General features: G+C 71.2%; 22 protein-coding genes. 2 read left to right on the plus strand and 20 right to left on the minus strand.

What is annotated here, in order from left to right:
• The first annotated feature begins 62 nt into the window (after positions 1-62).
• A complete protein-coding gene (locus tag ACIBEJ_RS50130; RefSeq protein WP_397190133.1) occupies positions 63-1,343 on the plus strand; it encodes an MFS transporter in 1,281 nt (426 codons plus the stop codon).
• Between the two features lie 13 nt (positions 1,344-1,356).
• Here ACIBEJ_RS50130 and ACIBEJ_RS50135 read toward each other — a convergent pair whose 3' ends face one another.
• Complete coding sequence (locus ACIBEJ_RS50135) at positions 1,357-1,584, minus strand: hypothetical protein (RefSeq protein ID WP_397190134.1); 228 nt, start codon at positions 1,582-1,584, stop codon at positions 1,357-1,359.
• 34 nt (positions 1,585-1,618) lie between these two features.
• Here ACIBEJ_RS50135 and ACIBEJ_RS50140 point away from each other — a divergent pair, with 34 nt between their 5' ends.
• Positions 1,619-2,230, plus strand: coding sequence for a Uma2 family endonuclease (locus ACIBEJ_RS50140; RefSeq protein WP_397190135.1), 612 nt, complete (start codon positions 1,619-1,621; stop codon positions 2,228-2,230).
• Between the two features lie 42 nt (positions 2,231-2,272).
• Here ACIBEJ_RS50140 and ACIBEJ_RS50145 read toward each other — a convergent pair whose 3' ends face one another.
• From ACIBEJ_RS50145 to ACIBEJ_RS50235, 19 genes are all read right to left on the minus strand, one after another.
• Positions 2,273-4,822: a phenylalanine--tRNA ligase subunit beta gene (locus tag ACIBEJ_RS50145; RefSeq protein WP_397190136.1), complete on the minus strand. Its 2,550-nt coding sequence runs from the start codon at positions 4,820-4,822 to the stop codon at positions 2,273-2,275.
• Complete coding sequence (pheS, locus tag ACIBEJ_RS50150) at positions 4,822-5,862, minus strand: phenylalanine--tRNA ligase subunit alpha (protein ID WP_397190229.1); 1,041 nt, start codon at positions 5,860-5,862, stop codon at positions 4,822-4,824. The genes ACIBEJ_RS50145 and pheS overlap by 1 nt, the downstream gene beginning before the upstream one ends.
• Before the next feature lie 123 nt (positions 5,863-5,985).
• Entirely contained in the window at positions 5,986-7,068 is a 1,083-nt protein-coding gene (locus ACIBEJ_RS50155) for an ATP-binding protein (protein WP_397190137.1), read from the minus strand.
• 49 nt (positions 7,069-7,117) lie between these two features.
• On the minus strand, positions 7,118-7,930 hold the full coding sequence (locus ACIBEJ_RS50160) for a TrmH family RNA methyltransferase (protein WP_397190138.1): 813 nt from the start codon (positions 7,928-7,930) through the stop codon (positions 7,118-7,120).
• 43 nt (positions 7,931-7,973) lie between these two features.
• The gene (rplT, locus tag ACIBEJ_RS50165) at positions 7,974-8,357 is read right to left on the minus strand and encodes a 50S ribosomal protein L20 (protein ID WP_111184321.1); all 384 of its coding nucleotides are present in this window, start codon (positions 8,355-8,357) and stop codon (positions 7,974-7,976) included.
• Between the two features lie 24 nt (positions 8,358-8,381).
• A complete protein-coding gene (rpmI, locus tag ACIBEJ_RS50170; RefSeq protein ID WP_157253330.1) occupies positions 8,382-8,576 on the minus strand; it encodes a 50S ribosomal protein L35 in 195 nt (64 codons plus the stop codon).
• A gap of 130 nt (positions 8,577-8,706) precedes the next feature.
• Positions 8,707-9,312 carry a translation initiation factor IF-3 gene (infC, locus tag ACIBEJ_RS50175; RefSeq protein ID WP_397190230.1) on the minus strand — a complete coding sequence of 202 codons (606 nt, stop codon included), beginning with the start codon at positions 9,310-9,312 and terminating at the stop codon, positions 8,707-8,709.
• 417 nt (positions 9,313-9,729) lie between these two features.
• Positions 9,730-10,563: a shikimate dehydrogenase gene (locus tag ACIBEJ_RS50180; RefSeq protein WP_397190139.1), complete on the minus strand. Its 834-nt coding sequence runs from the start codon at positions 10,561-10,563 to the stop codon at positions 9,730-9,732.
• 233 nt (positions 10,564-10,796) lie between these two features.
• Positions 10,797-11,945, minus strand: a complete 1,149-nt coding sequence (mltG, locus tag ACIBEJ_RS50185; RefSeq protein ID WP_397190140.1) for an endolytic transglycosylase MltG — start codon at positions 11,943-11,945, stop codon at positions 10,797-10,799.
• A 211-nt stretch (positions 11,946-12,156) separates the two neighbouring features.
• A complete protein-coding gene (gene mltG, locus ACIBEJ_RS50190) occupies positions 12,157-13,374 on the minus strand; it encodes an endolytic transglycosylase MltG (RefSeq protein WP_397190141.1) in 1,218 nt (405 codons plus the stop codon).
• 482 nt (positions 13,375-13,856) lie between these two features.
• Positions 13,857-14,339 (minus strand): Holliday junction resolvase RuvX, encoded by a 483-nt coding sequence (ruvX, locus tag ACIBEJ_RS50195; RefSeq protein ID WP_397190142.1) that lies wholly within the window; start codon positions 14,337-14,339, stop codon positions 13,857-13,859.
• 1 nt (position 14,340) lies between these two features.
• Positions 14,341-17,013 carry an alanine--tRNA ligase gene (alaS, locus tag ACIBEJ_RS50200; RefSeq protein ID WP_397190143.1) on the minus strand — a complete coding sequence of 891 codons (2,673 nt, stop codon included), beginning with the start codon at positions 17,011-17,013 and terminating at the stop codon, positions 14,341-14,343.
• Positions 17,014-17,031: 18 nt separating this feature from the next.
• Positions 17,032-17,262 carry a hypothetical protein gene (locus ACIBEJ_RS50205; protein ID WP_397190144.1) on the minus strand — a complete coding sequence of 77 codons (231 nt, stop codon included), beginning with the start codon at positions 17,260-17,262 and terminating at the stop codon, positions 17,032-17,034.
• Positions 17,259-17,645 carry a DUF948 domain-containing protein gene (locus tag ACIBEJ_RS50210; RefSeq protein ID WP_397190145.1) on the minus strand — a complete coding sequence of 129 codons (387 nt, stop codon included), beginning with the start codon at positions 17,643-17,645 and terminating at the stop codon, positions 17,259-17,261. Before ACIBEJ_RS50210 ends, ACIBEJ_RS50205 begins: the two co-directional genes overlap by 4 nt.
• 92 nt (positions 17,646-17,737) lie before the next feature.
• Positions 17,738-18,967, minus strand: a complete 1,230-nt coding sequence (locus ACIBEJ_RS50215) for a methyltransferase family protein (protein ID WP_397190146.1) — start codon at positions 18,965-18,967, stop codon at positions 17,738-17,740.
• Positions 18,964-19,830 (minus strand): hypothetical protein, encoded by an 867-nt coding sequence (locus ACIBEJ_RS50220; protein WP_397190147.1) that lies wholly within the window; start codon positions 19,828-19,830, stop codon positions 18,964-18,966. The genes ACIBEJ_RS50215 and ACIBEJ_RS50220 overlap by 4 nt, the downstream gene beginning before the upstream one ends.
• Positions 19,831-19,912: 82 nt before the next feature.
• The gene (locus ACIBEJ_RS50225) at positions 19,913-20,308 is read right to left on the minus strand and encodes a VOC family protein (protein ID WP_397190148.1); all 396 of its coding nucleotides are present in this window, start codon (positions 20,306-20,308) and stop codon (positions 19,913-19,915) included.
• Positions 20,305-21,546, minus strand: coding sequence for a replication-associated recombination protein A (locus tag ACIBEJ_RS50230; RefSeq protein WP_397190231.1), 1,242 nt, complete (start codon positions 21,544-21,546; stop codon positions 20,305-20,307). The genes ACIBEJ_RS50225 and ACIBEJ_RS50230 overlap by 4 nt, the downstream gene beginning before the upstream one ends.
• A gap of 69 nt (positions 21,547-21,615) precedes the next feature.
• Entirely contained in the window at positions 21,616-22,065 is a 450-nt protein-coding gene (locus ACIBEJ_RS50235) for a DUF2231 domain-containing protein (protein ID WP_397190149.1), read from the minus strand.
• Positions 22,066-22,120 lie beyond the last annotated feature (55 nt).

Genomic DNA, 22,120 nt, shown 5'->3' on the forward strand with positions numbered 1-22,120 from the left:
GTGAAGCCGTGAGCCTAAAACCGTTTGAGCTGATGGGCGCCTTGGGCCGACAATGTCACCTCGTGTTCTCCCTCATCAGACGCATCGCACCCGACCTCGGCCCGCTGCGCGACTCGCGCGACTACCGGCTGCTGATGGTCTCCGGGGTGATCACGATGTTCGGCACGTTCGTCACCATGGTGGCGCTGCCGTTCCAGATGATGGAGCTCACCGGCAGCTACGTCGCCGTGGGACTGATGAGCCTGGCCGAGTTCGTGCCGATGGTGGTGTGCGGGCTGTGGGGCGGGGCGATCGCCGACTCGCTCGACCGGCGCAAGATCGTGCTGTTCAGCGAGATCGGCCTGCTGGTCACCTCGGGACTGCTGACCATCAACGCGCTGCTGCCGCAGCCGCAGGTGTGGGTGCTGTACGTGGTCGGCGCGATGGCGATGGGCATCACCTGCCTGCAGCGGCCCAGCCTGGAGGCGCTCATCCCGCAGGTCGTCAGGCACGACCAGCTCGCGTCGGCGGCGGTGCTGGCCAGCCTGCGCTGGAACATCGGCGCGATCGCCGCGCCCGCCCTGGGCGGCCTGCTCGTGGCCACCTACGGCTCCGCCCTCGCCTACGGCCTGGACACCGCCTCCTTCGCGCTGTCGCTGCTGCTGCTGTGGCGGATGCGCGCGGTGCCGCCGCACGAGGAGGCCCGCCCGGCCTCGCTGAAGACGCTCGCGGAGGGCGTGCGCTACGCCTGGCGGCGCAGCGACCTCATGGGCACCTACCTGGTGGACATCGCCGCGATGGTCTTCGCCATGTCCACCGCGCTGTTCCCGTTCCTCGCCAAGCAGTACGGCGCGCCCGAGGCCGTCGGCCTGCTCTACTCCGCCAGCGCCACCGGCGCCCTGGTGGCCTCACTGACCGGCGGCTGGACCGCCCGCGTACACCGGCACGGCCTGGGCGTGATCGTGGCCGCCGCGCTCTGGGGCGTGGCCGTGGCCCTGGCCGCCGTGCTGCCGAACCTGTTCGCCGTCTTCTTCTGCCTCGCGCTGGCCGGCGCCGCCGACATGATCAGCGGCATCTTCCGCTCGACCATGTGGAACCAGACCATCCCGAACGAGCTGCGCGGCCGCCTGGCCGGAATCGAACTCCTGTCGTACGCCAGCGGCCCCATGCTCGGCAACGCCAGGGCCGGCGCGATGGCCTCCTTCGGCGGCGCCCGCTTCGCGCTGGGCGTGGGCGGCCTGCTGTGCGTGGGCGCGGTGGCCGCCCTTGCCGCGGCACTGCCCAAGTTCCGCCGCTACGACGCCCGTACCGACGAACACGCTTTGGCGGAAAAGGCCCGCCGCCAGCCAGCCACCACGAGCTGACAAGCTCTGCCGTTCACTGGCTCTCCCGCCACCCGTCGTGCTCCTCGGCCAGCGCATCGACCTTCCCGGCCAGCTCGGCGGGCAGGTCCTCGACCACGACCACCCACTGCGCGTCCTCGGCGTCGTCCTCGCCCGCCAGCGTCTCCCGCACCACCCTCGGCACCTCCCCCAGCCACTCCCCCAGCGTCTCCGCCACCTCTTCGGCGTCGTCACGCTCGGCGAACACCAGCAGGTTTCGCACTGCTCCCTCCTTCGTCGATTGCTACCGTAGAACCATGACGGCCGAAGCGGTGAGCAGGGACATGCCTGAAAAACCACCATCGCTTCCCGACTGGGTCTTTCCTCCCCCGGAAGGCTTCGTCGCGGAGGATCTCGATCACATTCCGGAACTGCCTGCGCACACGGAGTTGATTGACGGAAGCTTGGTCTTCGTGAGCCCCCAGCGAGACTTCCACACCGCCGCGCTCTACCTTCTGGAGAAGGCGCTTCGCGGTGCGGCGCCGAGCGACCACAGGGTGCGACGCGAGATGAGCGTGCGGCTGTCCTCGGACCAGCGCCCGGAGCCCGACCTGATCGTTCTCGGCCCGGGAGCTCGCATCCAGCCCGACGCGACGTTCTACGACGCCGACGACGTCGTCCTGGCCGTCGAGGTCGTCTCTCCGGACTCCAGGGTGCGTGACAGGGAGCGGAAGCCCGTCCTCTACGCCACAGCCGGCATTCCGCACTTCTGGCGAGTCGAGGATCAGGACGGCCAGCTCATGGTCTGCGTCTACGAACTCGAACCCGCGACCAAGACCTACGTCGTCACCGGCATCTTCCACGAGCGGCTCAGACTGACCGTCCCGTTCCCCATGGACATCGACCTCACCGAGATCGACCAGATCTGAAAAGGGGCGGGCACGGCCGTGCCCGCCCCTCGCGTAAATCCGTCAGGCGCCGCGCAGGGCCGCGCCCACGCGGTCGGCGGCCAGGGCTACCGCCGCGTCGCGGGCGGCAGTCGTCTCCTCCACCGTCAGCGTCCGGTCCGGCGCGCGGAAGCGCAGCGTGTAGGCCAGCGACTTGTTCCCCTCGCCCACCTGCGTCCCGGTGTAGACGTCGAACAGCCGGATCGACTCCAGCAGCTCGCCCGCCCCCTCGCGCAGCGCGGCGGCCACGGAGGACTCCGGCGTGCCGGCGGGGACGATCAGGGCGACGTCCTGGGTGGCCACCGGGTAGGCGGACACCGCGGGCGCGTCGACCGGGCCGCTCAGGTCGAGGCGGGTCAGTTCCAGTTCCATCGCGCAGGTGCGCGGCGGCAGACCGTACGCCTCGATGACGCGCGGATGCAGCTCGCCCGCGTGACCCACCAGCGTGTCGCCACCGTACAGGGCGGCGCAGCGGCCCGGGTGCCACGGCTCGTGCTGGTCGGCGGCGATCCGCAGTTCCACCCCCGCCTGCGCGGCCGCGAGCCTGGCCGCCTCGACGGCGTCGGCCCAGGTGGCCTGGCGGCCCTTGCCCCACCAGCCGGAGCGTTCGAACTCGCCGGCCAGCACGACGGCCAGCCGTTCCGGCTGGGCGGGCAGCGCGGACTCCAGCGCGGCCAGCTCCTCCTGGACGGGAGCGCGCTCCACGCCGAAGACCGGCGCGGCGGCGGGCGCGTCCGGCTTGGCCCGGTAGACCAGGCCGGACTCGAACAGCGCCACGTCGGGGAAGCCCCGGCCCACGTTGCGTACCAGCGTCTTGAGCAGGCCGGGCAGCAGCGTGGTGCGCATGTACGGCTCGTCGTCGGAGATCGGGTTCGTCAGCCGGGTGGCCCGCCTGCGGTCGTCGCCCTCGGGGAGCTGCAGGTTGTCGAGGTCGGCCGGCCCGATGAAGGGGTAGGACAGCACTTCGACGTAGCCGTGGTCGGCCAGCGTCCGGCCGACGCGCCTGCGCAGCCGCTGCCTCTCGGTGAGCCCGGCCCCCGCGGGCGCCTTGGGCAGCACCGACGGCAGCCCCTCGTACCCCTCCAGCCGGATGACCTCCTCGGCTAGGTCGGCCGGATCGGTCAGGTCGGTGCGCCACGACGGCGGCGTCACGGTGATCATGTCGGGGCCGGTGACGGCCAGCCTGGCCGCGATCTCGCCGCCGGTGACCACCGCGGTCGGCGCGACGCCGCCCCGGCGGATCGCCGGGTCGTCGCCGTCGGTGACCGTGCAGCCGACCTGCTCCAGCCGCCGTACCACGGTCTCCTTCGGGTACGGCACGCCGCCCACCTGACCCGGGTAGGCGGCGGGGATGGCGATGCGGGCCGGCTCCACGTCGACCTCGGCGTGGGTGAGCCCCGGCTGGATGGCGGCGCCGCCCAGCTCGGCCAGCATGGTGACCGCCCGCCAGGTGGCCACCAGCGGCAGCTCGCGGTCGACGCCGCGTTCGAAGCGCTTGGACGACTCCGAGACCAGGTTGTGGGCGCGCGACTCGCGCGAGATGCCGGGCGCGGAGAAGTGCGCCGCCTCGATGACCACGTCGGTGGTCGTCTCGGAGATCTCGGTGGACAGGCCGCCCATGGTGCCGGCCATCGAGATCGGACCCGACTGGTCGGTGATGAGGATGTCCTCGGGGTGGAGGTCGCGTACCACGTGGTCGAGGGTTTCCAGGCGCTCGCCGGGCTCGGCGCGGCGTACGACGATCTCGCCGGTGAGCTTGGCCCGGTCGAAGGCGTGCAGCGGCTGGCCCATCTCCAGCATCACGTAGTTGGTGATGTCGACGGCCAGCGAGACCGGGCGCATGCCGGCGCGCGTCAGCCGTACCCGCATCCAGAGGGGGCTCGGCGCGTCGGGGTCGAAGCCGCGCACCTCGCGCAGCACGAACCGGTCGCAGGCGGTGGCGTCGGCGATCCACGCCGGCCACGCCTCCTCGGTGGCGGCGGGCGGCTGGAGGTCGGCGGGGTCGTGGAAGGGCACGTCGAAGGCGATGGCCGCCTCGCGCGCCACGCCGCGCATCGACATCGCGTAGCTGATGTCGGGGGTGATCTCCAGCTCGATGACGTCGTCGCGCAGGCCGAGCAGCTCGACCACGTCGGTGCCGATGGGCGTCTCCGGCGGCAGGACCATGATCCCGTGGTGGTCGTCGCCGAGGCCGAGCTCGCGCTCGGAGCAGATCATGCCCTCGGACAGGCGGCCGTAGGTCTTGCGCGAGCCGACCTCGAAGCCGCCGGGCAGCACGCCCCCGGGCAGCACGACCGGGACGCGGTCGCCGGCCTCGAAGTTGAACGCGCCACAGATGATCATGCGCGGCGTGGCCTCGCCGACCTCGACCTTGCAGTAGCGGATCGGCTTCTTGAACTCGGCGAGCTCCTCGAACTCGAGGACCTCGCCGACGACGACGTTCTTGACGTCGTGGCCGTGGGAGATGATCCGCTCCAGCTTCAGCCCTGCCGCGGTCAGCCGCTCGGCGACCTCGTGGGCGGTGACCGGCGGCAGATCGACGTACTCCCGCAGCCAGGAAAGCGGGGCCTTCATCAGATCTCCATTCCGAACGGGAGCGAGAAGCGGACGTCACCCTCGACCATGTCGCGCATGTCCTCGGCGTTGTGGCGGAACATCAGCGTGCGCTCGATGCCCATGCCGAAGGCGAAGCCGCTGTAGCGGGCCGGGTCGACGCCGCCCGCGACGAGCACCCGCGGGTTGACCATGCCGCAGCCGCCCCACTCGATCCAGCCCTCGCTCTTGCAGGTACGGCACGGCGGGTTGCCCGGCACGGCACTGGCGCCGCGGCAGACGAAGCACTTGAGGTCCATCTCGGCCGACGGCTCGGTGAAGGGGAAGTAGTGCGGGCGAAAGCGCGTCGTGATGCCTTCGCCGAACATGACCTCGGCGAAGCGGTCGAGCGTGCCCTTCAGGTGCGCCATCGTCAGGCCCTCGTCGACCGCCAGGCCCTCGACCTGGTGGAAGACCGGGGTGTGGGTGGCGTCGAGCTCGTCGGTGCGGAAGGTCTTGCCCGGCGAGACCACGTAGCACGGGACGCCGCGCTGCAGCAGCGCGCGGATCTGCACCGGGGAGGTCTGCGTGCGCAGCACCATGCCCGAGTCGGCCGACTCCACGAAGAACGTGTCGTGGTCGGAGCGGGCCGGGTGGTCCTTGGAGATGTTGAGCGCGTCGAAGTTGAACCACTCGCCTTCGAGCTCGGGGCCTTCGGCGACCTCGTAGCCCATGGCGACGAAGGTGTCGGCGATGCGCTCCTGCATCGTGGTCAGCGGGTGGCGGGCGCCGCGTGGCCGCCGGTCCCACGGGAGGGTGACGTCGACGGTCTCCTCGACGAGGACGCGGGCGTCGCGCTCGGCCTCCAGCTCGGCCTGGCGGGCGGCCAGCGCCTCGCCCACGGCCCTGCGGGCGGCGCCGATGCGCTTGCCCGCCTCCGCGCGCGCCGCCGGGGGCAGCGCGCCGATCTCGCGGTTGGCCAGCGCGATGGGCGAACGGTCGCCGGCGTGGGCCAGGCGTACCTGCTTGAGTGCGTCGAGGCTGCCGGCCGCCTTGATCGCCGCTACGGCGTCTGCCTCCATGCGCGACAGCTCGTCGGCATGCAGGGGCGTGACCTCGACGGGGTCGTAGTCAGACAAGAGAGAGCTCCGTATCCAGGGCTTGAGCGTGACTGAGTCTAGTGCTGGCCCACCGGAGCCGATGACCTACGCGAAGTCAGGCGTGCCGGTGGGCAACATAAATCGGAACTCGGCCCCGCCCTCGGGAGCACGCTGCACGGCGATCGTCCCGCCGTGCGCCTCGACCAGGCCCTTGACGATGAACAGGCCCAGCCCGGTGCCGCCGCGCCGGCGGCTGTTGCCGCGCCAGAACTGCCGGAAGACGCGCGTGGCCAGCTCCGGGCGGATGCCCTCACCCTGGTCACGAACGGACACGGCCACTCCATAGTCGACGGCTTGGACGTCAATGCTCACGGTTCCGCGACCGTGCCGCAAAGCGTTTTCCACCAGGTTACCGAGAATCTGGTCGATCTTGTCCTGGTCGAGCCAGGTCTCGGGCAGGTCGCCGGTGACCGTGAGCCGGAAGCGGTCCTCCGGCTCGCCCGCCGCCACGCGCCCGGCGACGATCCTGCGCACCCGCGCCGGCACGTCGACGACCTGGCGGTGCACCTCCATGCGGCCCGACTCGATGCGCGAGACGTCGAGCAGCTCGGTGATCAGCCGGGTGACGCGGTCGGCGTCGGTGTTGATGGTGTCGAGCATGACGCGCTTCTGCTCGTCGGTGAAGCGGCTCCACTTGGCCAGCAGCGTCGCGGTGAAGCCCTTGACGCTGGTCAGCGGCGAGCGCAGCTCGTGGGCGACGGTGGAGACCAGGTCGGCGCGGCTGCGCTCTAGCCGGGCGCGGGCGCCGCCGTCGCGCAGGACGATCGTGACCCGCTCGACGTCGCCGCCGCGCTCCGGCTCGCGTACCAGCCGGGCGGTGACGTAGAGCTCCTGGCCGCCGGGCAGGTGCAGCGGGCGTTCGGGGACGCGGGTGCGGGTGCGCAGCCCGCCCTCGGGATCGAGCGCCTTCCACCACTCGCGGCCGTCGTGGTCGCGCAGCGGGAAGACGTCGTTCATGTGCCGGCCGACCGCTCGCTCGACGGGCACCCCGGTCAGCCGCGCGGCCGCCCGGTTGAGCGCCCGCACCATGCCGAACCGGTCGGTCACGATGACCCCGTCAGGAAGGTCGTCGATGCCGATCGTGCACACGGAGGCCACCACCCGACCTTCGCTGTCTTCGCCGTGCACGACCCCGCCTCCTCGACTACATGGCCGACAATAGCGGGTTTCCGCGCCCCTAGGGCACCCGCTGAGCCCGCGCGGAGGCGTAGAGGCACACCGCCGCGGCGGTGGCCAGGTTGAGGCTCTCGGCCTGCCCGTAGATGGGCACCCTGACGACGTCGTCGGCCAGCGCGCGTACCTCCTCCGGCAGCCCCCACGCCTCGTTGCCGAAGATCCACGCCGTCGGGCCGGACAGGTCCACGTCGTCGAGGGTGCGCTCGCCCGCGCCGTCCGCGGCCAGCACCCTCAGTCCCCTGTCCTTGAGTTCCCGTACGGCTGCCGCCACCGGGCTGCCGATCACCACCGGCAGGTGGAACAGGCTGCCGGCGCTGGCGCGTACGCACTTGCCGTTGTAGGGGTCCACAGAAGCGTCGGTGAAAACCACTGAATCGGCCCCCGCGGCGTCGGCCGCCCGCATCACGGTGCCGGCGTTGCCCGGATCGCGCACGTGCGCGAGCACCGCCACCAGCCGGGGGTCGCCGTCGAGCGCCTTCTCCAGCGGGACGTGCACGAAGCCGCAGACGGCCAGCAGGCCCTGCGGGGTGACCGTCTGCGACAGCTCGGCCATCACCTCGCCGCTGGCGCGGTGGACGGGCAGCCCGCGTTCGAGCGCCTCGCCGATCAGGTCGGGGTGGCGCAGCTCGGCCTCCGCGGTGGCGAACAGCTCCAGCGCGACGCCGTCGAGCCTGAGCGCCTCGCGCACCGCCTGCGGGCCCTCGGCCACGAACCTGCGGTCCTGGTCGCGGAAGGACCGCTTGGCCAGGCGCCTGGCCGCCTTCACCCGCGGCGCCCTGATGTTGGTCAGCTCCACGTAGTCCCTCACTGCCATGCAAAAAGGGCCCACCGGTGGTGGGCCCCTTGTCCGTAAGACCTCAGCTCGCGGCCGGCGCGTTCACGTTCGCCGGCAGCGCCTTCTTGGCGGCCTCGACGAGCGTGGCGAAGGTCTGGCTGTCGTTCACCGCGAGGTCGGCGAGGATCTTGCGGTCGACCTCGATGTTGGCCAGACGCAGACCCTGGATCAGGCGGTTGTAGGTCATGCCGTTCTGGCGGGCCGCGGCGTTGATCCGCTGGATCCACAGACGACGGAACGCACCCTTACGGTCCTTGCGGTCCCGGTAGGCGTACGTCATCGAGTGGAGCATCTGCTCCTTGGCCTTGCGGTAGAGCCGCGACCGCTGGCCGCGGTAGCCCGCCGCCCGCTCGAGGACGACCTTGCGCTTCTTCTTGGCGTTGAGCGCCCGCTTCACGCGTGCCATGTTGTATCTCCCCGGGGGTTCGCGCTACTTAGCGAGCAGCTTCTTGATCTTCTTGACGTCGTTGTCGGAAACCACGACTTCGTTCTTGAGACGGCGCGTCAGCGTGGACGACTTCCACTCGTTGTAGTGCGCGCGGGCGGCACGACGGCGCTTGACCTTGCCGGTGCCGGTCAGCCGGAACCGCTTCTTCGCACCGCTGTGCGTCTTCATCTTCGGCATCTCGCCGTCTCTCCCTCAATTCGTCCGTGCCGGTGGCCGGGTCGGTGCGGACCGACCCGGTCGCGGCGTCTTCGTTTACGGCAGTGGCGTCGTTCGGGGGTTGCCGTGTAAGGCTAACCCGAACCGCGGGTCACGCTTCCTGTGCGGAAACTTCCTCGCTCGCGGAAGGCTCCTCGCCGCCACGCTGTGCCTTGGCCGCCGCCTTTTCGGCCTTGGCCTCGGCCTTCTTCTTGTGCGGACCGATCACCATGATCATGTTTCGGCCGTCCTGCTTGGGCTGGGACTCGACGAAGCCGAGCTCCGTGACGTCCTCCGCCAGCTTCTGCAGGAGCCGGAAGCCCAGCTCGGGACGCGACTGCTCACGTCCGCGGAACATGATCGTGACTTTGACCTTGTCCCCCGCCTTGAGGAACCGCACCACGTGACCCTTCTTGGTCTCATAGTCGTGCGGGTCGATCTTCGGCCGGAGCTTGATCTCCTTGATGATCGTGTGCGCCTGATTCTTGCGCGCTTCGCGCGCCTTCATCGCGGACTCGTACTTGAATTTTCCGTAGTCCATGAGCTTGCACACGGGCGGTCGAGCCGTGGCCGCGACCTCGACGAGGTCGAGGTCGGCCTCCTGGGCGAGCTTGAGGGCGTCGTGAATGGAGACGATGCCGACCTGCTCGCCGTTCGGGCCCACGAGGCGAACCTCGGGAACTCGGATACGCTCGTTGATGCGGGGCTCAGTGCTGATGGGGCCTCCTAGGTTTGCGTCCCTACGTGCTCGTCGTGCCGAGAGCTTCGCACGTACGGGTCTGTACACGCGAAAAGCCCCGCACGTCGCGCATGCGGGGCCACTGAGCTCGTCGGCTTCGTGGCCGTAAGCTCCCCGGAGTAGTCCGGCGTGATCCTAAACCCGGCCACCGGCGGCGACTCGGGTGGGAGGGAGACCTCCGCTTGCGCGTCCAGCAAGGCATGCCGGACCGATCAGGGAGTTACGTTACCACAACACACCGAGTTCCTCGAATCATCCCGCGCCGGGCCCACGCCCTTGCTATCACTGTCTGTTACCGGGCCGACTCGCAATCCAGAGGAGGTGCGCCCCATGCCCTCATGGCAGCTCCAGGAAGCCAAGCAGCACTTCACCTGAGATCACAGCGCCTCGACAGCGCTAGGCCGCTCGACCGGCCCGTCTGAGGATCTCCGCTTCGCCGGCCGTGCGCATGGCCTCCACGGGCACGTCTGCGCGGCCGGTCATCAGCTCCACCTGCCGCACCGCCTGGTGCAGCAGCATCGCGAATCCGCCCACCACGCGCCCGCCCGACTCCCGCACGCTCGCCGCCGCCTTCGTGGGCCACGGCGCGTACACCACGTCGAACAACGCAGGCACGCCCGCCAGCGCCCCTGCGTAGCCGTCGGCCGCGCCGCCCGGCAGCGTGGACACGACCAGGTCCACCCCGAGCAGGTCGTCTAGGTCGTCCAGGGCCGCCACCCGCAGCGCCACGCCCAGCCGCCCGGCCACCGCGGCCGTCTCCGCCGCCCGTCCGGCATCCCGCACGGCCAGCGTCACCCGGTCCAGCCCCAGGTTCCGCAGGGCCGCCAGCGCGGACCCGGCCGTCGCCCCGCCGCCCAGCACCAGCGCCGAACCCGGCCGAGGCACGCCCGCCTCGGCCAGCGCCCGCTCGATCCCGTAGACGTCGGTGTTCTCGCCGTGGGCCGCGCCGTCCCGGAAGACGACCGTGTTGGCCCCGCCCACCTCGACGGCCAGCTCAGACACGGTGTCCAGCAACGGGAGCACGGCCCGCTTGAGCGGCATCGTCAGCGACAGCCCCGCCCAGTCCCGCACGTCATCGCGCACGCCCGCCAGCCGTCCGGGCAGCCCGGCCTCGTCACACTCGAAGGCGTCGTAGGTCCAGTCATCCAGCCCCATCGCCTGATATGCCGCCCGATGCAGGTACGGCGACAACGAATGCGCGATCGGCGACCCGAGTACCGCTGCCCGCATGCCTCTCCCTCCGACTCCATGTTCGCGTCACGGCCGGCGCCGTCGCGCGGGTTTCCGTCCCTTTTCCCTTACGGCAAGCCACCCCACCGCCACCCGCCGCCGTGGGCGGGCGCAGATCGGGGGGATCGCTTCTCACGTCGGACACACGCCCCGCCGCAACGGCCCGCCTCGGCCCCCGCGGTGGCACCCTGGGCCACCGCGGAACGTCCGGAACCTGACCGGCGCCGCGCCCGTCAGCCGCCGTTTCGCTTGTACTCGTCCAGCAGCACCTGGAACTCCGCCTCCGTGGTGGCGAACTTCGTGACCGGGCTCTTCGGGTCGGTGGCGACGAAGAACAGCCACGAGCCCGGCGTCGGGTTGAGCGCCGCCTCGATCGCGTGGTCGCCCGGGTTGGCGATCGGGCCGGGCGGCAGCCCGAGGTGCAGGTACGTGTTGTACTTTGACGGCGTCTTCGTCTCGGCGAAGGTGGCGGCCGTCTTGTACTTGCCGAGCGCGTACATGACCGTGCTGTCCATCCGCAGGTGCATCTCGGGCTTGTGGGAGAGCCGGTTGTAGACGACGCGGGAGATCTTGCCCATGTCCTCCTGGCGCCCGGCCTCGGCCTGGATGATGCTCGCGATGATCATGATCTCGTGCGGCGTGCGGCCGAGGTCCTTGGCGCCCGCCTCCAGGCCGGTCCGCTCGGCGGTTTGCTTGAAGCGCTCGACCATCTTGGTGAGGATCGCGCTCGCACTCGCCTTGGGCGGGAACTGGTAGGTCGCGGGGAACGCGTAGCCCTCCAGGCGGCCCTTGGCGTAGTCGGGCAGGCCGAGTTCGTCGCCCTTCTTGGCGGCCGCGGTGAACTCCTTGGCCGGGACCTTCGTCGACTCGGCGAGCTTCGTGAAGGTGTCGGTGAGCCGCAGGCCCTCCTTGAGCGTCACCTCGGTGTACTGCCGGTTGTTGGAGTCGAGTTCGGTGACGGCGTCGGCGGCGCGCATCTGCTTGCGCAGCGTGTAGTGGCCGGGGACGAGCGAGGCGCTCTTGCCGGAGTTGGTGACGGCGTTGATGAACGCCCTGGAGTCCTTGATGACGCCGAGGCGCTCCAGTTCCTCCGCCACGTCGGTGGCGCTCTGGCCCTGCCGGATCTCCAGCGCGACCGAGCCGCTGCCGGGCCCGGGGAAGTCGCCGGGCACGAGGCGGTCGCTCAGCCACAGGTAGCCGTAGTAGCCGCCGCCACCGACGATGCCGAGCAGGACGATGAGGGCGAGCATGGGCGCCAGGAAGCCGCCGCGGTTGCGGCGGCGACGACGGCGTCGCCCGCGCCTGCCGTTGCCCTTCTGGCGGCGAGAGCGTCCGTTGTCGTCCTCCGAGCCGAGGAGGAGGTCCATGTCGAGATCGTTCATAGCTGCGATGGCCAATCTCCCGGTAGGACCGGCCTGGCGTCAAGACCGGCGAGGGTTACCGAGCGGAACGGGGGGCACCGACGGTCACGTGCGGGTGACCAGCGGTGATCACTCTGGGTAGCCATGCTAGGGGACGCGGAGAGTGCGTGCGTCCCTTCGGCGGGGCGGCGCAGGGTCAGTCCCTGCGGGACGGGGGGTGTCCCGACGAGCATCAGTTGGTCCCGAGGTATTCGTTCAGCTCTTCCCGGTATCTCACGAACTCGCTCTCTTTGTCGGTGAATTTCGTGATTCTATGCTCCGGATCGGTGGTGACAAACCAGTACCAATCACCCTCGGCAGGGTTCAAAGCCGCCATCAGCGCCTTCTCTCCGGGGTTGGAGATCGGCCCCGGCGGAAGCCCCTCGCGCAGGTAGGTGTTGTACGGCGAACGCACCCTCGTGTCCTTCTCCGAGACCTTGAGCGTCCGGCGGCTCTGGGCGTACAGGACAGTGGTGTCGAGCTGCAGCGGCATGCCCTGAGCCATCCGGTTGTAGATCACCCGGGCGATCTTGGGATAGTCGGCGTCTCGGCCGCCCTCGGCCTGGACGATGCTGGCCACCGTCACGACCTCCAGCGGCGTCAGGTTCACCTCTGGGGCCCGCTCGGCCAGCTTCACCTCTTCCGCTGCCGCCGCGAAGCGCTCCACCATCGCCGCGACCACGTCCGTGGCCGAGGAGTCCGGCTCGATCTCGTACGTCGCCGGGAACAGGAATCCCTCCACGCCCCGCGCGTACTCCGGCAGCCCGAGCAGATCGGTGTCGATCGAGCGCAGCTCGCTCAGCGCCGGACCGCCCTGGGCCGCCAGCCGCCTGAACACCTCCTCGGCCCGCATGCCCTCCGGCACCGACACCCTCCGCACGACCCGCGAGCCCGGGTGGAGCAGCATGTCCACCGCCGCGCCCGCCGCCATGCCCTTGCGCAGCTTGTAGTGCCCGGGCCGCAGCCGGGCGGCGACCGCCTTCTGCTCGGTGGCGTTGATGAACGAACGCGCGCTCGCCACCACCCCCGCCGCCGTCAGCGCCGCGCCGACCTCGCCCGCGCTGGAGCCGGGCTGGATGCGCACCGTGACCGCGCCGCTCCCCTGCCCGTCGAAGTCGTCGGGCATCAGGTACGGCTTCGCCACCACGTACCCCCCGGCCCCAACGGCGACCACCGAAGCCGCGAACCCGGCCACGAGAAGTCCCTTGGTCCGCCGCGTGAGCCCACGCTGAGCAGGCAGAGGAACGGTCTCCGCCCCCACCTCCTCGGCCACGTCGATCTCCCCGCCGCCCAGCAACTCGGCGGCCAGGGAGTCGTCCTTGGCCCCGCCCTGCGGCGGTACGGCGGCGGCCAGCGAACTCCCCTCCCAGCCCCGCTCCGCCCTGCCACCCGGCGCCACCTGCTCAGGCACGAACGCCCCGCCCCGCTCCCCCTGACCCTCCGCACCCGGACCCGACCGCCCCACGGACGCAGTGCCAGAGGACGACGAGTCAGCGGGCTTGGCGCCCAGAGACGGCGAGCCTTGAGGCGCGACGCCTGAGGCCGACGGATCAGCGGGCGCAGGGCCCGAGGACTGCGAACCCACGGAAGCCGCCCCCCGGGACGGCGAGTGTTCGGTCGCCGCACCCTGGGATGGCGCGCTTTCGGAGGCGCCGTCGGAAGGCCGCGCATCCGCGGGCATGGTGCCCGCGCGCGGCAAGCCCTCGGACGCCGTGCCCGAGGACGGCGTGCCCGAGGACGGCGTGCCCGAGGACGGCGTGCCCGAGGACGGCGTGCCCGAGGACGGTGAGTCTGGCGACGCGGCGGCTGCGGGCCGGTCGGTGGGTGGGGTGTTGGGAGGCGGGTCGGATGGCCGGGGGTCCGGGGTCGGGTCGGCCGGGGGTTCTGATCCGGTCACCGGGCGGTCCCGTCGTCCGCCCCGGCGGGCGGATCGACGGGTCTGCCCGGTGGCTCGCCGGTGGCGCGTTCCCGGTCCAGCGCGTCCTGCAGCAGCACCACGGCCGCCGCCTGGTCGACGACCCCGCGCTGCTTCTTGGCCTTGACCCCGCTGGCCCGCAGCCCCTGCTGAGCGGCGACCGTGGTCAGCCGCTCGTCGTAGAGCCGGACGGGCGTGGGCGCCAGCCGTACCGCGAGAGAGCGGGCGAAGGCGCGGGCCAGCTCGGCGGCCTGCCCCTCGCGGCCGGACAGTGAGGTGGGCAGGCCCACGATCACCTCGATCGCCTCGTGCTCGGCGGCGATCGCCGCGATCCTGACCAGGTCGCCCTTGCCGCGCCTGACGGTCTCCACCGGGGTGGCCAGCAGCCCCGAGGGGTCGCTGCGGGCCACGCCGATGCGTACGGACCCGACGTCGACGCCGAGCCTGGTGCCGAACCTCATGTCAGGTGAGCTGCTCACCGACGGACCGCTCGACAGCCTGCAGCGCCTCGGCGACGGCGCCCGCGTCGGTGCCACCGCCCTGCGCGACATCGTCCTTGCCGCCACCGCCACCCCCAAGTGCCTTGGCGGCGACGCCGACCAGTCGCCCGGCCTTGAGTCCACGCTCGCGTCCCGCCTCGTTGACCGCGGCAACCACCACGGGCCGCTCGGTGGGGGCCCCGGCGATCACGACGACCGCGGGGCGGTCGGCCGGGAACCTGCCGCGCACATCAAGCGCGAGCTTACGCAGATCGTCGGCACCGGTTCCATCAGGCGCGCGGTGCGCGACGAAGGAGACTCCGTGCAGGTCACGAGCCTGCGAGGCGAGTTCGCCGGCGATCTGGAGCACCTGCGCCGAGCGCAGCCTCTCCAGGTCCTTCTCGGCGGTACGCAGCCGGGAGACGATGCCCTCGACGCGCTCGGGCAGCTCCTCGCGACGGGCCTTGAGCTGCTCGCTGAGCTGGGCGACGAGCAGGCTCTCGCGGGCCAGGAAGCGGAAGGCGTCGATGCCGACCAGCGCCTCCACGCGGCGCACGCCGGCGCCGACGGACTGCTCGCCGAGCACCTTGACCAGGCCGAGCTGGCCCGAGCTGTGGACGTGGGTGCCGCCGCACAGCTCGCGCGAGTAGTCGCCGATCTCGACGACGCGGACCTCGTCGCCGTACTTCTCGCCGAACATGGCCAGGGCGCCCATCGCGCGCGCCTCGGCCTGCGTGGTGTAGAAGGCGTTGACCTGGAGGTCGTTGATGAGGACGGCGTTGACCTCGTCCTCGACGTCGCGCAGCACACTCTGCGGCACGGCGCCGGCGGCGGTGAAGTCGAAGCGGAAGCGGCCGGGCGAGTTCTCCGAGCCGGCCTGCGCCGCCGTCTCGCCGAGCGCGTTCTTGAAGCCGCGGTGGACGAGGTGGGTGGCGCTGTGGCTGCGGGAGATCGCGCGGCGCCGCTCGATGTCGATCTCGGCGTGCGCCTCGTCGCCGACCCTGATCTCGCCCTCGCGCACACGCCCGCGGTGGACGACCAGGCCGCCGATGGGCGACTGCACGTCGAGGATCTCGGCCTCGCCGCCGCTGGTGCGGATGACGCCCTGGTCGGCGAGCTGGCCGCCGCCCTCGGCGTAGAAGGGGGTACGGCCCAGCACGATCTCGACCGTCGTGCCCTTGCCCGCGACGGGCACGGTGGCGCCGTCGACCAGGATGCCGATGATGGCGGAGTCGGCCTCGGTTGCGTCGTAGCCGAGGAACTCGACCTTGCCCGCCTTCTCCAGCAGCGTGCCGAAGACGGAGATGTCGGCGTTGCCGGTCTTCTTGGCCTTCGCGTCGGCCTTCGCGCGTTCGCGCTGCTCCTTCATGAGGCGGCGGAAGCCGTCCTCGTCGACCTTGAGCCCCTGCTCGGCGGCCATCTCCAGGGTGAGGTCGATGGGGAAGCCGTAGGTGTCGTGGAGCTGGAAGGCCTGGTCGCCGGAGAGCGTGCTGCCGGACTTGCGCTTGGTCTCCTCGACCGCGACGTCGAAGATCGCGGTGCCGGTGCGCAGCGTGCCCAGGAAGCTGGCCTCCTCGGCGTCGACGACCGCGTGGATCTGCGGCGCGTCGGCCTTGAGCTCGGGGTAGGTCTCGCCCATCGCGTCGATGGTGACGTCGGTGAGCTCGTGCATGTAGCGCTCCTCACCCGAGCCCAGCAGGCGCAGGTTGCGGATGGAGCGGCGCAGGATGCGGCGCAGCACGTAGCCGCGGCCCTCGTTGCTGGGCGCGACGCCGTCGGCGACCAGCATGGTGCCGGTGCGGACGTGGTCGGCGATCACCCGCAGGCTGATGTCGGCGCGCGGGTCGCGGCCGTAGCGGGTCTTGGTGAGCTCGGCGGCCCTGTCGAGGATCTTGTAGGTGGTGTCGATCTCGTAGAGGTTGTCGACGCCCTGCAGGATCGTCGCCATGCGCTCCAGGCCCATGCCGGTGTCGATGTTCTTGGCGGGCAGCTCGCCGGCGACGTCGAAGTCGGTCTTCGAGCGCACCGCGCTGAGCTGGTACTGCATGAAGACGTTGTTCCAGACCTCGAGGTAGCGGTCCTCGTCGGCGACCGGGCCGCCGTCTCTGCCGTACTCCTTGCCGCGGTCGTAGTAGATCTCCGAGCAGGGTCCGCCGGGGCCCGGCACGCCCATGTGCCAGTAGTTGTCCTCCAGGCCGCGGCGCTGGATGCGGTCGATGGGCACGCCGACCTTGTTGTGCCAGATGTCGATCGCCTCGTCGTCGTCGAGGAAGACCGTCACCCAGAGCTTCTCCTCGGGGAAGCCGAAGCCGCCGTCGGACTCGGCGTTGGTCAGCAGCTCCCAGGCGAACGGGATCGCCTGATCCTTGAAGTAGTCGCCGAAGGAGAAGTTGCCGAGCATCTGGAAGAACGTCGCGTGGCGCGTGGTCTTGCCGACCTCTTCGATGTCGGGCGTGCGCACGCACTTCTGCACACTGGCCAGCCGGGCCGCCGGAGGCTTGCGCTGCCCCAGGAAGTACGGCTTGAACGGGACCATGCCCGCGGGAACCAGCAGCAACGTGGGGTCTTCGGCGATCAGGCTGGCCGAGGGCACTACTTTGTGCCCACGCTCCTCGAAGAAGCGCAGGAAGCGGCGAGCGATTTCTGCCGACTCCATATCAGCCATCCTTTGCAATCAGTGGTGGTTGTCACTGTTGTCGAGCCCATAGCGGGCGCGCAACATGGTTTCGCGCTCGGCGGCCTCGCCGAGCGCGTCCGAGGTAAAGTCTCTCACCTGCTCAAGGAGCCCGACCGCGTTGTCGGCGGTACGGCGAGCGACGTGGTCGGGTCGCAGGGCCTGCAACCTGCGCATCACCCAGACGGCGGTGAACGCCCCGAGCGACAGGTAGAACAGGCGTCTGATCATCGGTGCCGCCTGACCGCGCGGCGCGGGCGCCGGGCCTGGATCGCCCTGCGCACGCCGTAGCTGAGCGCCGAGACCTTGATCAGCGGGCCGGTGAAGATGGTCTGCGTGACCCCGCTGAGCTTGGCCGCGTGCGAGCTGACCTGCTTGACGTCCTGGGTGATCGCCTCGACCGCGACGAGCTGGCGGTTGGCCTCGTTGACGGTGACGGTGACGTCCTCGAGCAACGGAACCACCCGCTCGCTCAGGTCGGAGACCATCTTGGTGGTCTCGGTGAGCAGCCGGGCGAGCTTGACGAGCACCATGGCCAGCACGCAGACCAGGACTATCCAGCCCGTGGCGGCGATCAGCCCGGCGACCTCTCCAGCGGTAAGCACTCCGCTCATCTCCCTCTTACGCTGGGCCGGAACGCCAAGACCCTATCGCGTCCGCCCGGCAGAAGAGGGCATGACGAGCGGCGGTGGGTCCGGGGACCGTGTCAGAGCGGCCGGCGCGGGCCGCCGCCCAGCGCGTCGACGCAGAGCTGGGCGAAGCCGTTCAGGCAGGGCAGATGGAGCAGCCAGCCCGCCAGCGCCCAGCCCAGGTGGATGTGGGTGAGCGCGTGCGCGAGGGCGGTGACGCCCTGGGCGCGCAGGCCGTCGGCGCGCTCGTAGGTGATGCGGCGCAGGCCCGCCGGGTGGTTCTCGGCGGCGGCGATCCGCAGCCCGATCGGCCGGCGCCTGGTGATCCAGGCGCCGACCTGGGAGCACTGGCCGCAGGTGGCCGCCACGTAGAGGGTCGCGTGGACGGTCAGGGGGTGGACGGCGGGCCGCAGGCGCGGCAACCAGGCCCGCACGCCGGCCCGGTAGGCGGCCCAGTCGGCGCCGAAGCGCCGGGTGAGCTGCTCGCCCTCGTGCCAGGCGGCCAGCCCCGCGCCGTAGGCGAAGCTGATCGCCGCCGCGGCGAGGAAGCGCACGTCGAGTACGGCCAGCAGCACGTACCCGGCGGTCATGGCCACCTGCATGGGATTGCGCACATACGCGTACGGCCCGCCGGTCACCAGCCGCAGCGGCGGATCGTAGGGAAAGGGCGTGCCCCCGCCCGTCCTCGCGAACTCCCGCACCGCCGCGGCCCCCATCACGAACGGCGCCGCCAGCGCCTGCGCCATGAGCGCCAGCACCCAGGCGGGCTGCCGCCAGACCTCCATCAGGAGCACCGGCGCCACGACCCCGAGCCCGGCCGCCAGCACGACCTGGAACCCGGCGCGGACCATCGGCAGCCTTCCCCGGACGGTCCAGCGGATCAGCAGCAGCCCCGGCACGAGCGCGAGTCCCACCGCCACCGCCTCGCCGGCCATCCAGTGCTCGCCCAGCAGCACCACCGGCTCGGCCAGCGGCATCACCGCCAGGTCGAGCCAGGCCAGCCCGGCCGCGACGAGCGCCACGGGCGCCTCGGGGAAGGCCAGCGCGGGCAGCGCGCCCCACAGCAGCGCCCAGCCGAGCAGCAGGTCGAGGGGGACCCCGGCCAGCATGCCGCCCTCGGCGTGGAAGGTCCACCAGCCGCCCTGGTTGACGGCCATGAGCACCATGGCGTTCCACGCGGTGGCGAGGACGGCCGCGGCGATGCGCGGCGGCCCTAGCCGGCCGGCCCGCGACGCCGCCAGGGCGGCCACGAGGACGGCGGCCAAAGGCAGCATCAGGCCGATACCCCTGACCAGGACAGCGGTCACCGGGCACCGGCGAAGGTGGCGGCCAGGTATCCGGCGGCCTCGGTGGCGGCGTAGCGCTGGATGGGGCCGAAGTACCAGGACGGGTCGAAGGTCCTGCGGTAGCCGAGCGCGACGGTGAGCCGGCCGCCGGTCCAGGTGAACGCGGCTTCGCGCAGATCCAGCCAGCGGGCCAGCGTGGTGTCGCGGACCACCTCGAACACCACCCGGCCGTGGCCGCTCTCCTTCACCCGCAGCGTCATCGAGCGCGGCTCTGGCCGGGCGCCGATGCCCAGGGACCGGCGCGGGGTGAAGACGATCTCCCGCGTGGCGCCGACCGCGAGCCCGGTGCCGCTCGCCGACAGCGGCCGGGGGAAGCCGAGCCTGAGCAGGGTGGAGGCGTAAGGGGCGAAGCGGGGCGGGGCGGCCAGGGCGGCGGCCACGTCCCCGGTGGCGGCCGCGGAGGCGCTGACGACCTCCTCGCGCGGCAGCGAGGTGACCTCGCCGCTCCCTTCGATCACGGCCAGCAGGAGCAGCGGCGCGGCGAGCATCTGCGGGCCCTTGGGCCCCTCGGCGCGCAGGTAGTCGGTGAACGCCCCGAAGATGGCTCCCACCAGGTAGAACAGCGGAGCGGCGAACACCAGGCAGACGATCCCCTCGCCCAGCAGCGGGCCGGAGAGCGCGAGCCCGACGGTGATGACCGCCATCACCAGCCCGAGGGCCGAGCGCGGCTTGGCGACCAGCACGACGGTGATCGCGATGATCGCCGGGACGCCCACGTAGAACAGCGCCGTCTGCTCCAGCCCTCCGGCGTGCAGCAGCTTGTAGGCCAGCATCGCCGCGAACAGCGCGCTCACCACTCCCACCAAGGCCATGCGTGTGCCCATCGCAGCTCCTTTGACCGAATGCTTTAATCGAACGCTCAAACCTTACGGCAGACCTCGATCCGGGAGAAGACCGGGATGGCCGTCAGCCGGCTGAGCGCACCAGTTCGATCTCGAAGCCCGCGGCGTTCTCCAGGTAGGCCGCGTGGTGGCCGGGCCCGCCCGCATAGGGGTGGCGGTCGGCGAACAGCAGCGTCCAGCCGTGCTCGCGGGCCTCCTCGGCCAGGGCGTCGGGGTCGTCGACGTGGAAGGCGAGGTGGTTCAGCCCGGCGCGCAGGCGGTCATGGCGGCCGGGGACGCGGGCGGGCGACTCCTCCAGCACCACGTACGTGGCGCCGAGCAGCCAGGACCGCCCGCCCTCCCAGCTCTGGAACTCCGAGTAGCCGAGCCGCCCGAACAGCCAGGCGAAGCCGGGCAGAATCTCGGCGAGGTCGTCCACCCACAGCTCGACGTGGTGCAGGGCGCCGTGCACAGTGCTCATTCGCCGCGCAGGAAGGCGCGGATCTTGGCCCACCGCTCGGCGACGGGCGCCTCGGCGCCGTGCTTGGTCGGCTCGTAGTAGCGCCGCTCGCGCACCTGCTCGGGCGCGTAGTCCTGGCGGACGACGCCGTGGTCGAAGTCGTGCGGGTACTTGTAGCCGTCGCCGTGGCCGAGCTTGGCCGCGCCCGGGTAGTGGGCGTCGCGCAGGTGGCCGGGGACCTGGCCGATGAGGCCCTTGCGCACGTCGGCGGCGGCGGCGCCGATGGCCTTCACCACGGCGTTGGACTTGGGGGCCATGGCGCAGTGGATGACCGCGTGGGCGAGGTTGATCTGTCCCTCGGGCAGGCCGATGAGCTGGACGGCCTGGGCCGCGGCCACCGCCGTCTGCAGGCAGGTGGGGTCGGCCATGCCGACGTCCTCGGAGGCGAAGATGACGATGCGCCTGGCGATGAAGCGCGGGTCCTCTCCGGCCTCGACCATGCGGGCGAGGTAGTGGAGCGCGGCGTCGGCGTCGGAGCCGCGCATCGACTTGATGAAGGCGCTGATGACGTCGTAGTGCTGGTCGCCCTGGCGGTCGTAGCGGACGGCCGCCTTGTCCACGGCCTTCTCGACCACCTCGACGGTGATGTCGTCGGCCAGGAGCGCCGCGGCCTCCAGGTAGGTCAGGGAGCGCCGGGCGTCGCCGCCCGCCAGCCGTACGAGATGGTCGAGGGCCTGGGGGGCCAGGCTCGCGCGGCCGGCCAGGCCGCGCTCCTCGGCGACGGCGCGTTCCAGGACGGCGCGGACGTCGTCGTCGGACAGCGACTCCAGGGTCAGCAGCAGCGAGCGTGAGAGCAGCGGGGAGATGACGGAGAAGTAGGGGTTCTCCGTGGTGGCGCCGATGAAGGTGACCCAGCGGTTCTCCACGGCGGGCAGCAGGGCGTCCTGCTGGGCCTTGTTGAAGCGGTGGACCTCGTCGACGAACAGCACGGTCTGGCGGCCGGTCATGCCGAGCTCGCGGCGGGCGTTGTCGATGGCGGCGCGCACGTCCTTGACGCCCGCCGAGACGGCGGAGATCTCGACGAAGCGGCGCTTGGTGACGTTGGAGACCACGTACGCGAGCGTGGTCTTGCCCGTGCCCGGCGGGCCCCAGAGGAACAGCGACATCGGCGCCTCGCTCTCGACCAGCCGACGCAGCGGCGTGCCGGGGCCGAGCAGGTGGCGCTGGCCGATCACCTCGTCGAGCGTGCGGGGCCGCATCCGGACCGCGAGCGGCTGAGGAGTGGCCTCTTCAGCCGCCGAATCGAACAGGCTATCCACAAACCGAGACTACAGGGTCCACACGGCCCTCGCTCCCGAGTCACCCGCCCTGAAGACGTAGTACGCGGCCACGAGCGCGGCCACGACCGTCAGCACGGAGAGGACCAGCCCGGCCGTCTTGTTGCGGGCGGCGAAGACCAGCAGCAACGACAGCACGCCGAGGGCCAGCGTGGACAGCAGCAAAGGGGTGGCGAAGCTCTCATGGGTGGCGATGCGCCGGCCCAGGTCGCCCTCCGCGGTGGCGAAACGGGCCTCCTTCAGCGCCATGCCGCTCTGCCGCGCCGCGAAGACCGCCGCGGGCGCCGCAACCGACAGGGCGACCACCGCCCACGCGAGCTGCGGCCGCCAGCGTGTCACCGCGGCGTAGGCCACCGATACGGCCACGAGCAGCGGGGTCAGCACGACGGCGAAGTGGATGATCAGGGGGTGGGCGGGGAGCCCGAGGATCTCGTTGAACATGGCAGCACTCCGTTCTCATTTCAACTACGTATGAGGCAAGGACCTGGTTCCCGTC

This window comes from Nonomuraea sp. NPDC050790 (assembly GCF_044456745.1).
Classification (GTDB): domain Bacteria; phylum Actinomycetota; class Actinomycetes; order Streptosporangiales; family Streptosporangiaceae; genus Nonomuraea.

Coding starts and splice junctions, on each gene's coding strand:
- ACIBEJ_RS50205 (WP_397190144.1), bottom strand. CDS start 17,262: ATGATCAGACGCCTGTTCTACCTGTCGCTCGGGGCGTTCACCGCCGTC.
- ACIBEJ_RS50220 (WP_397190147.1), bottom strand. CDS start 19,830: ATGGGCACACGCATGGCCTTGGTGGGAGTGGTGAGCGCGCTGTTCGCG.
- ACIBEJ_RS50235 (WP_397190149.1), bottom strand. CDS start 22,065: ATGTTCAACGAGATCCTCGGGCTCCCCGCCCACCCCCTGATCATCCAC.
- ruvX (WP_397190142.1), bottom strand. CDS start 14,339: ATGAGGTTCGGCACCAGGCTCGGCGTCGACGTCGGGTCCGTACGCATC.
- ACIBEJ_RS50145 (WP_397190136.1), bottom strand. CDS start 4,822: ATGAAGGCCCCGCTTTCCTGGCTGCGGGAGTACGTCGATCTGCCGCCG.
- rpmI (WP_157253330.1), bottom strand. CDS start 8,576: ATGCCGAAGATGAAGACGCACAGCGGTGCGAAGAAGCGGTTCCGGCTG.
- ACIBEJ_RS50225 (WP_397190148.1), bottom strand. CDS start 20,308: ATGAGCACTGTGCACGGCGCCCTGCACCACGTCGAGCTGTGGGTGGAC.
- ACIBEJ_RS50140 (WP_397190135.1), top strand. CDS start 1,619: ATGACGGCCGAAGCGGTGAGCAGGGACATGCCTGAAAAACCACCATCG.
- alaS (WP_397190143.1), bottom strand. CDS start 17,013: ATGGAGTCGGCAGAAATCGCTCGCCGCTTCCTGCGCTTCTTCGAGGAG.
- ACIBEJ_RS50230 (WP_397190231.1), bottom strand. CDS start 21,546: ATGCGGCCCCGCACGCTCGACGAGGTGATCGGCCAGCGCCACCTGCTC.
- ACIBEJ_RS50160 (WP_397190138.1), bottom strand. CDS start 7,930: ATGGCAGTGAGGGACTACGTGGAGCTGACCAACATCAGGGCGCCGCGG.
- rplT (WP_111184321.1), bottom strand. CDS start 8,357: ATGGCACGCGTGAAGCGGGCGCTCAACGCCAAGAAGAAGCGCAAGGTC.
- ACIBEJ_RS50180 (WP_397190139.1), bottom strand. CDS start 10,563: ATGCGGGCAGCGGTACTCGGGTCGCCGATCGCGCATTCGTTGTCGCCG.
- mltG (WP_397190140.1), bottom strand. CDS start 11,945: ATGAACGATCTCGACATGGACCTCCTCCTCGGCTCGGAGGACGACAAC.
- pheS (WP_397190229.1), bottom strand. CDS start 5,862: ATGGAGGCAGACGCCGTAGCGGCGATCAAGGCGGCCGGCAGCCTCGAC.
- ACIBEJ_RS50210 (WP_397190145.1), bottom strand. CDS start 17,645: ATGAGCGGAGTGCTTACCGCTGGAGAGGTCGCCGGGCTGATCGCCGCC.